Source organism: Microbacterium karelineae (assembly GCF_009745985.1).
Lineage (GTDB): Bacteria > Actinomycetota > Actinomycetes > Actinomycetales > Microbacteriaceae > Microbacterium > Microbacterium karelineae.
Genome location: NZ_WFIX01000182.1, coordinates 248,586 through 261,552, shown reverse-complemented (window position 1 = coordinate 261,552; position 12,967 = coordinate 248,586). Strand labels below are relative to the sequence as shown.

General features: G+C 67.6%; 9 protein-coding genes. 7 read left to right on the top strand and 2 right to left on the bottom strand.

Going from position 1 to position 12,967, the window contains the following annotated elements; all coding sequences use genetic code 11:
• Positions 1-6 precede the first annotated feature (6 nt).
• Complete coding sequence (glgA, locus tag GB932_RS10235; RefSeq protein WP_156760590.1) at positions 7-1,203, bottom strand: glycogen synthase; 1,197 nt, start codon at positions 1,201-1,203, stop codon at positions 7-9.
• A gap of 110 nt (positions 1,204-1,313) precedes the next feature.
• Between glgA and glgC the strand changes: the two genes are divergently transcribed.
• Entirely contained in the window at positions 1,314-2,549 is a 1,236-nt protein-coding gene (gene glgC / locus GB932_RS10230) for a glucose-1-phosphate adenylyltransferase (RefSeq protein ID WP_156760589.1), read from the top strand.
• 31 nt (positions 2,550-2,580) lie between these two features.
• Here glgC and GB932_RS10225 read toward each other — a convergent pair whose 3' ends face one another.
• Positions 2,581-3,615, bottom strand: coding sequence for a LacI family DNA-binding transcriptional regulator (locus GB932_RS10225; protein WP_156760588.1), 1,035 nt, complete (start codon positions 3,613-3,615; stop codon positions 2,581-2,583).
• A gap of 160 nt (positions 3,616-3,775) precedes the next feature.
• Here GB932_RS10225 and GB932_RS10220 point away from each other — a divergent pair, with 160 nt between their 5' ends.
• Genes GB932_RS10220 through GB932_RS10195 form a run of 6 tightly spaced genes read left to right on the top strand, consistent with a single transcriptional unit; the run spans position 3,776 to position 12,886 of the window.
• The gene (locus tag GB932_RS10220; protein ID WP_197517420.1) at positions 3,776-5,116 is read left to right on the top strand and encodes an ABC transporter substrate-binding protein; all 1,341 of its coding nucleotides are present in this window, start codon (positions 3,776-3,778) and stop codon (positions 5,114-5,116) included.
• 4 nt (positions 5,117-5,120) lie between these two features.
• Complete coding sequence (locus GB932_RS10215) at positions 5,121-6,053, top strand: carbohydrate ABC transporter permease (protein ID WP_197517419.1); 933 nt, start codon at positions 5,121-5,123, stop codon at positions 6,051-6,053.
• Positions 6,050-6,964: a carbohydrate ABC transporter permease gene (locus GB932_RS10210; RefSeq protein ID WP_156760586.1), complete on the top strand. Its 915-nt coding sequence runs from the start codon at positions 6,050-6,052 to the stop codon at positions 6,962-6,964. The genes GB932_RS10215 and GB932_RS10210 overlap by 4 nt, the downstream gene beginning before the upstream one ends.
• Positions 6,961-7,941, top strand: a complete 981-nt coding sequence (locus tag GB932_RS10205; RefSeq protein ID WP_156760585.1) for a hydroxyacid dehydrogenase — start codon at positions 6,961-6,963, stop codon at positions 7,939-7,941. Before GB932_RS10210 ends, GB932_RS10205 begins: the two co-directional genes overlap by 4 nt.
• Positions 7,942-7,954: 13 nt before the next feature.
• Positions 7,955-9,517 carry a glycoside hydrolase family 43 protein gene (locus GB932_RS10200; protein ID WP_156760584.1) on the top strand — a complete coding sequence of 521 codons (1,563 nt, stop codon included), beginning with the start codon at positions 7,955-7,957 and terminating at the stop codon, positions 9,515-9,517.
• 33 nt (positions 9,518-9,550) lie between these two features.
• Positions 9,551-12,886 carry an alginate lyase family protein gene (locus GB932_RS10195; RefSeq protein ID WP_197517418.1) on the top strand — a complete coding sequence of 1,112 codons (3,336 nt, stop codon included), beginning with the start codon at positions 9,551-9,553 and terminating at the stop codon, positions 12,884-12,886.
• Positions 12,887-12,967 lie beyond the last annotated feature (81 nt).

Genomic DNA, 12,967 nt, shown 5'->3' with positions numbered 1-12,967 from the left:
GGTCAGTCAGCTGGCCGCGGCGAGCACCTCCGCGTAGAGCGCGCTCGTGCGCTCGGCGATCGCCGTCCACGAGAACTCGCGTTCCGCGCGGGCGCGCCCCGCCTCGCCCAGTTCGCGCGCGCGGGCCGGGTCCGAGACCATCTCGGTGAGCGCCTGCGCGAGGTCCGACACGAAGCGGTCGGGGTCGAGCGGTGTGCCCGTGCCGTCGTCGACCTGGTCGATCGGGACGATCGTGCCGGTCACGCCGTCGGCCACGACCTCGGGGATCCCGCCCGTGCGGGTCCCCACGACGGGCGCGCCGCAGGCCATCGCCTCGAGGTTGACGATCCCGAGCGGCTCGTACACCGACGGGCAGACGAAGGTCGTCGCGGCGCTCAGCAGCGCGCACAGCTCGGGTCGCGGCAGGTGCCGGTCGATCCACACGACGCCGTCGCGCTCGGTGCGCAGCTCGGCGACGAGGCCCTCGACCTCCGCCATGATCTCCGGCGTGTCGGGAGCGCCCGCGCACAGCACGACCTGCACCTCGGGCGGCAGGAGGCGGGCGGCGCGCAGCAGATAGGGGAGCCCCTTCTGTCGCGTGATCCGCCCGACGAACACGACCGACGGGCGGTCCGGATCCACGCCCAGGGCGCGCACGGCGTCGCCGTCCGAGACGCGGGTCCATCCGGCGAGGTCGATGCCGTTGTAGACGACCTTCACGCGCTCCGGGTCGAGGTCGGGGTAGACGCGCAGCAGGTCGCGGCGCATGCCCTCGCTGACGGCGACGACGGCGTCGGCCGAGGTGAGCGACTCGCGTTCGATCCAGCTCGAGAGGCGATACCCGCCGCCGAGCTGCTCGGCCTTCCACGGGCGCAGCGGCTCGAGGCTGTGCGCCGTCGCGACGTGGGGGATCCCGTGCAGCAGCTTCGCGACGCGGCCCGCGAAGTTCGCGTACCAGGTGTGGGAGTGCACGAGGTCGGCCCCCGCGACGTCGCGGGCGATCGCGAGGTCGGTCCCCATCGCCTGGAGCGCGCCGTTCGCATCGGCGAGCTCAGCGGGCGTGCCGTACGAGAACGTCGACGGCTCGTCGCGCTCGGCGCCGAAGGTGCGCACGACGGCGTCGAGGCCGCCGTGCCGCAGCGCCTTCACGAGCTCGGCGACGTGCACGCCGGCTCCGCCGTAGATCTCGGGGGGATATTCGCGTGAGAGGACGTCGACTCGCATGCCCCTCAACCTAGACCCGCCGTGCCCACAGAGGAAGACCCGGATCGGCCGACACGCGTGATCAGAGATTGGGTCTGGCCCTCGCGGCGCAATCGTCCTACGGTGTGGCCATGAAGCTCTTCGGGATCGTCCTCGCAGGTGGCGAGGGAAAGCGACTGATGCCCTTGACGGAGCTGCGGGCCAAACCGGCCGTGCCGTTCGGCGCACAGTATCGGCTCATCGACTTCGCCCTGTCGAATCTCATCAATTCGGGGCTGCGTCAGATCGTCGTCCTCACGCAGTACAAGTCGCACAGCCTCGACCGACATATCTCCCAGGTGTGGAACACGAACGGGCTGCTCGGCTCGTACATCGCGTCCGTGCCCGCACAGCAGCGGCTGGGAAAGCGATGGTTCCAGGGGTCCGCAGACGCGATCCTGCAGAACCTCAACCTCGTCTACGACGAGCGGCCGGACTACATCGCGGTGGTCGGCGCCGATCACGTGTATCGCATGGACTTCAGCCAGATGCTCGACGCACATATCGCGTCGGGCGCCGAGGCGACTGTCGCGGCGATCCGTCAGCCGATCTCCCTCGCCGACCAGTTCGGCGTGATCGAGGTCGACCCGAGCGATCCCGAGCGCATCCACCGCTTCCTCGAGAAGCCGCAGGATCCGGTGGGACTCCCGGACGCGCCGAACGAGGTTCTCGCCTCGATGGGCAACTACATCTTCACGGCCGACGCGCTCATCGACGCCGTCCTGCGCGACGGTGAGGACCCGCAGTCGAAGCACGACATGGGCGGCGACATCATCCCGGCGCTCGTCGCGCGCGGCACGGCGGGCGTCTACGACATGGTGCGCAACACCGTCCCCGGCTCGTCCGAGCGCGACCACGACTACTGGCGCGACGTCGGGACGATCGACTCGTACTTCGAGGCCCACCAGGACCTCATCTCGGTCCTGCCCGTGTTCAACCTCTACAACCAGGAGTGGCCGATCTTCACCCAGCAGGTGAACATGCCGCCCGCGAAGTTCACGCGGGATGCGCGCGGCACTCTGAGCACCGTGATCGACTCGATCGTGGCGGGCGGCAGCGTGATCTCCGGCGCCCACATCGAGCGCAGCGTCCTGGGGGCCGGCGGCATCGTCGAGTCGGGCGCGCACGTGAACGACTCGATCGTCTTCGAAGACGCCCGCATCAAGCCCGGCGCGACCATCCGGCGCGCGATCCTCGACAAGAACGTCGTCGTGGAGGCCGGTGCGTCGATCGGCGTCGATCGCGAGGCCGACGCCGCGCGCGGCTTCACCGTGACGCCGAGCGGCATCGTGCTCGTGCAGAAGAACGCCGTCGTCAAGAAGGTGTGAGGCGGGGCTCCGTACGCGCCGAGGTCGTCTCTCAGCGAGGTGCGGCGAGCGACGAGCGCTCGATGACGTCGACCGGTAGCGTCGACGGTGCGTCGGGCGCCCCGTCGAGCGCGCGGCGTACCGCGAGGACTCCCATCTCCTCGTAGGGGATCCGGACCGTCGTCAGCGCCGGGTTCAGGTCGCGCGCGGCGGGCACATCGTCGAAACCCGTGACGGAGACGTCTTCGGGGCATCGGATGCCGCGTTCGCGGAGTGCCTCGAGCACGCCGATGGCCATCTGGTCGGTGCCGCACACGACGGCGGTGAAAGGGAGTCGGCCGCCGTCTCGCGAACTCTCGTCGAGGACCGCGAGCATCATCTCGCGGGCCGGATCCCGATCGAAGACCGTCTCCCGCACGGCGTACACGGACGCGCCGGCAGCGTCGAGCGCGCGCTGGAATCCACGGAGGCGCTGGGAGGCCGTGTCGCCTGCGGTCAGACCGGGCATGATCAGGACGCTGCGATGACCGGCGGCTCCCACGCGCGCGGCGATTCGCTCAGCGCCGCCTTCGTTGTCGTAGCGGATGGCGATCGTGTCCCCGACGTCTCGCTTGAGTACGCGGTTTCCGCAGAACACGAGGCGCATGCCGGCGCGCGCGAGGGCTTCGGCGTGCTGGGCCATGCGATCGTGGTGTTCGCGGTCGCGCCACATGCCACCGGGGAGAACGATCGCGGCCGCCTGCTGTCGTCGCATGAGCTCGACGAGCTCGAGCTCGCGATCCGCGTCGCCTCCGGTGGCTCCGATGAGGCAGATGCGGCCGCGCGCGCGTGCCTCGCTCTCGACGCCCTGGGCGAGCGCGGCGAATGACGGGCCCGTGAGGCTCCCCAGGAGGACCGCGATGGGGGACAGGTCCGCCCCGCGGAGGCGGCGCGCGTTGGGATTGGCCGAGTAGTCGAGCGTCCTGACCGCGTCGAGCACCCGCGCGCGCGTCGCTTCTGCGACGGGATAGTTGCCGGTGAGGACCCGCGAGACGGTGGCGATCGAGACGTTCGCCGCGCGTGCGACGTCGTGGATGGTGGCGGCCACGGTTGCTCCCTCTGGATCGGGCGGGGCTGGACAAAGCGAGTAGTAAAGGTTTACTGTACGTGCAGAAAAGGTTTACTATCGTCGAGGGCGCGCACGTCGGCCCGGACTGAAGGCCCGCACGGACGACTGGCTGGCCCACCGCTCAATGAGGAGACAACACATGCGAAACCGCACACGCGTCGTCGGGGCTCTCGGTCTCGTGCCCGCACTCGTTCTCGCGGGATGCGGGTCGTCTGACCCGGGGTCCGCCGGTGAGTCGGCCTCAGACGTCGAAGTCGGCGACACCTGGACAGGTGACCCGGCGACCGTCGAGATCTGGCACGACAACGCGGCGCTCCAGCCTGCGATCGACGCGTTCAACGCCGCGCACGAGGACGAGGGAATCCAGATTGCCTTCAGCGAGAACACCGACCTCAACACGGCGGTGCGCAACGCGCATGCGGCCGGGGACGGGCCGGATCTGTTCATCACGCAGACCGCGGACCTCGCGTCGTTCATCGCGGACGGCATCGCGACCGATATCAGCGCGTACTACGACAGCATCGCGAGCGACTACTCGGACGTCGTCAACGACGCGATCACGACCGGCGATCGTCAATGGGCGGTCCCCGCGGCCGATATCCCAACCTTCATGATCTACAACGCCGAGATATTCGACGAGCGCGACCTCGAGTACCCCGAGACCTACGAGGGGTTCCTCGAGGTCGGCGAGACGTTGGCCGAGGACGGGATCAGCATCTTCAACGTCGCAGGCGAGGACCCGACGGGATTCCTCTATCTCGCCTGGGAGGCGGGGGCCAGGTGGTATGACCTGGAGGGCGACGCGTGGCGCGTCGATGTCGACAGCGACGAGACCCGGCGCGCAGCAGAGTACTTCGACGAGGCGTTCGCGGGAGACATGTTCTCGAAGATCTCCTACGCCGAGTACTCAGCGATGATGCAGTCGTATGACGAGGGCGAGATCGCGGTCCGTCAGCTGTCGACGTGGCAGACGAAGGGGATGCAGGCGACGCTCGTCGATGCGCTGGGGAAGTGGGATCCCGAACCGAACCTCCGTTGGGAGGGGCGTGACCCCGCGAACGCGGCCTTCACGCGGGTCTTCGCTGTGAATACCGTCTCGGAGAACTCCGACGCCGCGGTCTTCGCGGCACACGCGCTCTCGACGGAGGGCGGATCCGTCTCCGCGCTCGCCGACCCGGAGAATGGCCTGTCGTACTTCCCCGCGCTCGCCGACCCGTCGGACTACGTCGCCGACACGGTGCCGACGGCTCTCGTCGGCGATCACGCCGATGACTGGAACGACGTCGTCACGGGCGCGGTCGACACCCAGCTGGGCGACTGGACCTACGGCCCGAACTGGGCGGGCGCGTTCGCCGAGCTGCAGGATCTGTGGGGAGCGGCCGTCGCAGGAGAGATCGAGACCGTCGACATCGCTCCACGGCTGCAGGAGTGGATCGTCGACGATCTCACGCAGCAGGGCATCGACGTCGTGGAGGACTGAGACGATGTTCGACCGGACGATGATGCGCACGGTGCGCCCCCGACGTCGACGGCTCGACCTGACAGGGATCAAGGGGTTCCTGTTCACCGTGCCGTTCTTCGCGGGCTTCGCGCTCGTGTTCGTCATCCCCTTCATCTACGCGCTCGTCGAGAGTCTGTTCGCGCAGAAGCGCTCCGGCTCCGGGTTGGGCGGTGCAGTGCGGACCTTCGTCGGATTCGACAACTTCGCTCTCGGGTTCTCCGATGGCGACTTCTGGGAGAGCATCGTTCGCGTCGGGCTCTTTGCAGCCGTGCAGATCCCCATCATGCTCGGCCTCAGCCTCGTCGCCGCTCTGCTTCTCGACTCGACCGTCGGGCGACAGGCGCAGTTCTTCCGGCTCGGGCTGCTGATCCCGTACATGATCCCCTCGATCGTCGCGACGCTCGTCTGGCTGTACCTCTATTCGCCACGGCTCGGGCCGATCTCCGATGTGGCGGCCTACCTCGGCGGGGAGATCAATATGTTCTCGCCGGCCCTGCTGTGGGTCTCGATCGGCAATCTGCTGACCTGGGCAGGCGTGGGGTACAACATGCTGATCATCTACGGCTCGCTCCGCTCCGTTCCGCGCGAGCTGTTCGAGGCCGCCTATCTCGATGGCGCGGGCGAACTGCGGATCGCGTGGTCGATCAAGATCCCGTACGTGCGCGGTTCGCTCGTTCTCACGGGGATGCTCTCGATCATCCAGATGCTGCAGATCTTCGCCGAGCCGCTCGTGTTCCGCGTGACATCTCCCGAGACGGTCACCGCCGATTTCACACCGATCATGCGGATCTACAACCTCGCGTTCGAGCAGAGCAACTACAACTACGCCGCCGCGCTGTCCGTCATCCTCGCCGTCGTGGTCGGCGTCGTGTCGGTGGTCTTCTACAAGGTCACGAACAGGGAGGGTGTCGCGTGAGCGCCACGACCGCAGTACACGAGGTGCGCCCGCGCCCGAAGAGAGAGCCCGCGGACCGCGGCCGCCTGCCGCGGAGCACGCGGATCGTGATCACGGTCGGTCTCGTGATCTTCCTGATCTACTCCGTCGGCCCCGTATGGTGGCTCATCGTCAACGCGACGAAGAACTCCCGCGACCTCATCCTCTCGAACGGGCTCTGGTTCTCGAACGTCAATCTGTTCGACAACCTCGCGCAGATCTTCTCGTACCAGGACGGCATCTTCATCCGGTGGATCGCCAATTCTCTTCTCTACGCCGGTGTCGGGGCCGGCGCCGGGACGCTCATCGCGCTCATGGCGGGATACGGGCTCGCTCGGTTCCGATTCAGAGGACGCAGCGTCGGCATCGCCCTCGTCGTCGGCTCGTTCCTCGTCCCGTACTCGATGCTCACGCTTCCGCTCTACCTTCTGTTCTCGAGGATGGGATTGACGAACACGGTGTGGGCCGTGCTGCTTCCCACGTTCATCAACCCGTTCAGCGTGTACCTCGCGAAGGTCTACATCGAGTCATCGATCCCGCCCGAGCTGCTCGAAGCCGCTCGTCTCGACGGGGCGGGGGAGGTGCGGATCTTCTTCGGCATCGTCGCCCGCATGCTGCCGACGCCGGCGGCGACGATCTTCCTGCTTGCGTTCGTCGCATCGTGGAACGGGTTCTTCCTGCCGATCACGATGCTGCAGGACTCGGAGAACTGGACGATGACCCTGGGCCTCTACAACTGGCTCCGCCAAAGCCAGGTCTCCACCGGCAGCACATTCGACTTCACGAGCATCGTGGTGACCGCATCCCTGCTCTCGGTCATCCCGCTCGCGGTGATCATGCTGCTTCTGCAGCGCTTCTGGCGAACCGGCGTGTCGCTCGGAGCCCTGAAATGAGCCGCCTGCGCGCCGCTCTGGCGATGGATCCGCACCTGGGGGCTGAGCTCTTCGGCGCCGAGTGGACGCGTCTTGCGAGCATCGTCGATCTGGATCCGGACGTGATCTCGGACTTCGGCGATGGCACGGCGCTTGCGGATGTCGACGTTCTGCTCGCGGGGTGGGGGTGCCCGTTCATCGGCGCCGACCTGCTCGACGGCGCGCCGCGTCTGCGCGCTGTCCTGTTCGCGGGCGGTTCGGCGTCCGCCGTGCTCGATGTTCGCGAAGCGGCGCGGAGACGGATCGCGTTCACGAACGCCGGCGAGGGCAATGCGCAGGCCGTTGCCGAGTACACCTTCGCGATGATCGTGCTCGCGGCGAAACGGGCGCGGTACGCGGAGCGGATCTATCGCGAGCGACGGACCTACGTCGACCGGGAGGCCGAGCTGCGTGACACGGGCGGATACGGTCGCACGATCGGGCTGATCGGTGCGTCTCGCATCGGCCGTCGGGTCGCGCGTCTCCTCGCGCAGACCGACATGCGGGTGCTGGTGAGCGACCCGTACGCAGCCATGGACGAGGTCGCCGCGCTCGGCGCAGTTCACACGGATCTGCCGCGTCTCCTCGCGGAGTCTGACGTCGTATCGATCCACGCGCCGGCGACTTCGGAGACGGATGGGATGATCGGTGCGGTCGAGCTGGATCTCCTGCGCGACGGAGCCACTCTCATCAACACGGCGCGGGGCAGTCTGATCGACCACGAAGCCCTCAGAGCGCATCTGCGCGCGGGCCGCATCGACGCCGTGCTGGATGTCACCGTGCCGGAGCCTCTGCGCCCGGACGACGAGCTGTGGGCCCTGCCGAACGTGACCATCACTCCGCATATCGCCGGAGCGACGGGCAACGAACTGCGCCGGCTCGGCCGCGACGTCGTCGACGAACTCGAGCGCTTCGCGCGGGGCGAGGCGTTCGTCACCGTCGAGCGCGTTCTCCTGTGAGACCGGAGATCACATGACCATCGCGCACAATCCCGTTCTTCGAGGGTCCCACCCTGATCCGTCCATCGTGCGCGTCGGCGACGAGTACTTCGTCGCGACGAGCACCTGCGAGTGGTACCCCGGCGTACGCCTGCACCGATCGCGAGACCTCGCCAACTGGGAGGTGGTCGGGCACGCCCTCGACGCCTCGAACGGCTTCGACCTCCGCGGCGTACCGGACTCGGGCGGTGTGTGGGCACCGAGCCTGACGCACGAGAACGGCATGTTCTGGCTCGCGTACTCGATCGTGCGCACGATGGACGGCGATGACAAGGACCTCGACAACTACCTCGTCACTGCAGAGAGCATCGACGGGCCCTGGAGCGATCCGGTCGCGCTCGGTTCGCGCGGATTCGACTTCTCGTTCTTCCACGATCATGGCCGTCATCACATCGTCGGCGTCCAATGGGACCAGCGGCCGGAGCATCCCAGCTTCGGGGGAATCGTCGTCGAGGAATACCTCGCGGACGAGCAGCGCACGACGGGCGAGGCGACGCTGATCTATTCGCAGGACGGACTCGTCGAGGGCCCGAATCTCTATCGCTTCGGCGACGAGTACTGCCTTCTGCTCGCCGAGGGCGGGACGGGATGGAATCACGGGATCACGTCCGCTCGAGCGGCATCGCTGCTCGGCCCGTATACGCGCGACCCCGAACCCGCGATGCTGACCTCGCGCGATGCGCCAGGAGCCGCGCTCCAGAAAGCGGGGCACGGAGAGCTGGTCCAGCTGCCGACGGGAGAACTGGCGCTCGTCCATCTCGCCGCGAGAGCGACTCTTCACAGCGGCGAGCGGTATTCGATCCTTGGCCGCGAGACCTGCCTCCAGCGCGTCTCGATCGACGCCGACGGGTGGCTGCGTCTAGCGCACGGCGGACGACATGCGGCCGTCGACGTCGAGCTTCCGCTTGCGGAGCGCACTGTCGCCGCACGGGAGACCCGCGACGATTTCGACGGCGATTCACTCGACCTCCGCCGATGGTCTGTTCTGCGCGCGGAACCGGATGCAGACCTGGCCTCTCGGCCCGGCTGGCTTCGCCTTCGCGGCGGGCAGTCGCCCGCCAGCGTATTTGAGCAGTCGCTTGTCGCACAGCGGATCACCGAGCCGCACGCCGTGGTCACGATCCTGATCGATGCCGAGCCTCGTTCCGCGCGGCAGGCCGCGGGGCTCGTCGCCTGGTACAACCGCTCGGCCTGGGCATGGCTGCAGGTCACCTGCGATTCCGAGCGCGGGCGCCATCTGCGCGTCCTCCGACGCGACGGACACGTGACCCACGCGGCATCGGATCTCGTGCCTGTGGCAGACGGCGAGATCCGCATGCGGATGATTCTCGACGGGCCAGCGCTGTCCTTCGCCTATGCCGCGGCGGAGGGCGACTGGACGTCGATCGGCGAGCGGCTGCCGGCATGGCAGCTGTCCGACGATCACGGCGACCAGCTGCGGTTCACCGGACTGTTCGGCGGCGTTCGCGCCGATGATCTCGACGGCGTCGGCTGGCACGTCGACGTCGACTACGTGGAGATGACCGCCGCGGAATAGGCGGCGGACACAGAGATGATGCGAAGGAGCACCATGTCCCATTTCGAACGCAGGCGACCTACCCCGCGCGCGCGGAGTGCGCTCGCCTCCGTCTTCGCGGCCGCGGCGCTCGTCGGCGCGGGGATCGTCCCCGCCGTCGCGGACGACTCCGGAGGGATCCTCGACGACACCTACGTGCGATCGATCGCCCCGGAGACCAACTTCGGAACGGCCTCGAACTACGTGATCGGGAAGGGCGGACACGCCTACATCCGGATCGACGTCTCGGACGTCGACCTCGACGACACCAGCGCAGTCGAGCTCGACCTCACGAAGTACAACAACGCCGCCGACGTGATCGTCACTCGAGCAGACGACCACCTGACATCGGACGGGGAAGCGACATCGACCCCGTGGGATGAGCTCAACGTCACGTATGACACGCGCCCGATCGACGTCGCGGACGCCCCCGTGATCGAGATCCACGTCCCCGCCGGCGAGTCGCGGATGACTTTGGATCTGCGGGACCTCGTCGCGGATGCGCAAGCCGACGGCGAGGACGCGCTGGCGATTCACATCACGACCTCGAAGGTCGACGACCATTCTGTCTCCGGAACCGACATCCACTCGACACGCTCGATCGATTCGGCGAAGACGCCGTGGCTGCGCGTCGTGCGCGACGGGGAGGAACGACCGGTGCCGTATCCCGTCGAGCAGCCATTCGGCGACTACTTCTCGAACGGCGCGGTCGCCCAGGACGTCGTCAGGATCGCCACAGCCGATGGGTACGCGAGCGTTGACGCCTCCGGGCGGATCACTCTCGTCGACGAGGCGGAGGCGGCGTCGCTGTTCGCGATCCACGGCTTCGACTATGTGGCCTCGGAGTACGACGGCACCGGCGGTGCGCAGCTCACCACCTATGCGATCAAGAGCCTGTCGAACGGGAAGTATCTGACGATCCAGAACTACGACGGCGACCGAGGGCGACCGTATTATCGCGAGGCCGATGGTGCGTTCGCCGTCACCGCGACGGCGCCGGACGTGCAGTGGAACGAGCGGTTCGACGTGGCGCTGCACCCGACCTCCGGCGAGGTCTCGCTTCGCACACATGCGGACTCCCTGCGGGACGAGTCGGAGCCGGTCACGGCGCCGGTGCAGCTGACGAAGGCTGGTGCGCACGCACTGCCGGGCGATCGTGAGCAGCACAGGCTCGAATTCGAGCACGTCGACGCGGGCCTTCTGGACGTGCAGCACCGGGTGTCCGGGACGTCGGCCCACCTGGAGTGGCTGCCGGTGCGAGGCGACGACGACCCCGACCACTACGAGGTCGACGGCGCGAGGGCTGTGCGCGCCGAGAACGGCGTCATGAGGGCCAGCGTCGACGGGCTCGAGACGGGGCGCAGTGCCATCGCGGTCGAGTACACCGGAGGGGACGAACCCCTTCGTGCCGTCACCGAGGCTCAGATCTTCTCCCACCCCGGTGTCTCGCACTCGACCGAACAGCTTGATGCCATGCGCGAGCACGTCGCGAACGGCGAGGAGCCGTGGCACTCGGACTACGTCCGGCTCAGGGAGTCCGTCCCGAACGACATCTCGTCGCTCGGCTTCTCCTTCACCGCTCGCGAGGCCGTCGGGCGCGGGAACCCAGAGGGCTCGGGGAACATCGCGGACTATGAGGAGTCGAGCGCAGCGGCGTACTTCGACGCGCTGCAGTGGGTGATCACCGGGGACGAGAGATACGCAGAGAAGGCGGTCGAGATCCTGAACGCGTGGTCGCAGACGCTCACGCAGATCGACGGACGCGACCAGATCCTCGGCGCAGGCCTGTCGACGGTGAAGCTCATCAACGCCGCAGAGATCGTGCGGTACTACGACGGTGGGTTCGCCAGGTATGCGGATGAGGACTTCGCCGCCTTCCAACAGCTCATGCTCGATGTCGTGTATCCCGTCGTCCAGGACGCGGGCGCGCCGATGATCGCGAACGGCAACTGGGACCAGGCGGCGATCGCCGCCGTCGAGGCGATCGGCGTCGTCACGGACAATGCGGCGATCTTCGACCGCGCCGTCGGCATGTACCAGAGCCCGTTCATCAACGGCTCGATCGAGAACTACGTCTCCGACTGGGGACAATCGGCGGAGTCCGCCCGAGATCAGGCTCACGCGCAGCTCGGCATCGGTCTGCTCGGTGACATCGCCGCGATCGCGTGGAATCAGGACGTCGATCTGTGGTCGTCGGGCGACAACAAGCTCGCGCGGGCGTTCAACTGGGCGGCTGAATACAATCTGTTCGGCGGTGAGGGGTCGCTCCGCGCGGAGCCGATCCCGAACATCTTCGGGCGCAGAGACGGATCCGCGTACTGGACCGACATCGATGCCCAGCGCATCAATCGCGGCCAGCTCCGCCCGGTCTATGAGACGGCACTGGCGCACTACTCGAAGGTCGACGGCGTCGACGTCACCTGGATGGAGCGGGCTGCGGCGGCGATGCGACCGGAGGGCTTCGTGCACTTCGACAACCTGAACTTCGCCACGCTGACGTCGTATGACGGACCGGCCCAACAGGCGGCCTCGCCGTTCTTCCAGATGCGCACGATGCTCACACCGTGGTGGCAGTCGCGATGGGACGAGGTGGAGGCGTGGGGCGAGGTATCGCGTGAGGACCGTGCACTCACTCCCGGCGGGGTGATCCCGGACGGCCTCGACGAGGAGACTCTCACGTCCTACTTCTCAGTCCAGGACGATGGCACGCTCGCCGTGGACACCGAGCAGGACGAAGCCCCGTTCTTCCAGCTCGTTACGAATGACGACGAGACCTACTCGATCCGCGAGGTCGAGACCGGCCGTTTCCTCGGAGTCTCGCGCGAGACGGTCGACGGCGAAGATCTTCTGACCGCAGACGGTCATCAGGTCGGTGCGGAGCAGAAGTTCGAGCTCGTCAGCTGGGGCGTCGGACGCTTCTATCTGACGCATGACGATCGCGCGGTGCGGATCGACGTCGATGGTGATCCTGCGCTGCCTGCGGAGGCGACGCTGTCGCTGCGTCTGAGCGATCTGCACCCGACTCGCAACACCGACACATCGGCCGAGAACTGGTTCGTGTTCACATATGGCACGCCGGCCGCGGCCACCGGGCTGGAAATCGAGGCCTCGACACGCTGCGTCGGAGGGCGTGCCGTTCTCTCAGTGACCGCTGACAACCTGACGGATGAGGCTGTCCGAGCAGACGTCGTGACGGCATACGGCGCGCGACCCGTGCCCGTCGCCGCGGGGAACGGCCGGTCGATGGTCTTCGCGACGCGCCAGTCGGCGGTGGAGAGCGGCACCGTGACGGTGACCACGCAGTCAGGCACCAATGTGTTCGCCCCCTACGACGCGCGCACCTGCGGCTGACACCCCGCCTCCACGCTCCGCGGGTGCGGAATGGTCGTCATCCGCCGCCGGGACGACCACACCGCACCCGCGAGCGCCGCG

Bases quoted from the DNA above. Each gene is read 5' to 3' on its own strand.
- GB932_RS10195 (WP_197517418.1), top strand. From the start codon at position 9,551: ATGTCCCATTTCGAACGCAGGCGACCTACCCCGCGCGCGCGGAGTGCG.
- glgC (WP_156760589.1), top strand. From the start codon at position 1,314: ATGAAGCTCTTCGGGATCGTCCTCGCAGGTGGCGAGGGAAAGCGACTG.
- GB932_RS10200 (WP_156760584.1), top strand. From the start codon at position 7,955: ATGACCATCGCGCACAATCCCGTTCTTCGAGGGTCCCACCCTGATCCG.
- GB932_RS10205 (WP_156760585.1), top strand. From the start codon at position 6,961: ATGAGCCGCCTGCGCGCCGCTCTGGCGATGGATCCGCACCTGGGGGCT.
- glgA (WP_156760590.1), bottom strand. From the start codon at position 1,203: ATGCGAGTCGACGTCCTCTCACGCGAATATCCCCCCGAGATCTACGGC.
- GB932_RS10220 (WP_197517420.1), top strand. From the start codon at position 3,776: ATGCGAAACCGCACACGCGTCGTCGGGGCTCTCGGTCTCGTGCCCGCA.
- GB932_RS10215 (WP_197517419.1), top strand. From the start codon at position 5,121: ATGTTCGACCGGACGATGATGCGCACGGTGCGCCCCCGACGTCGACGG.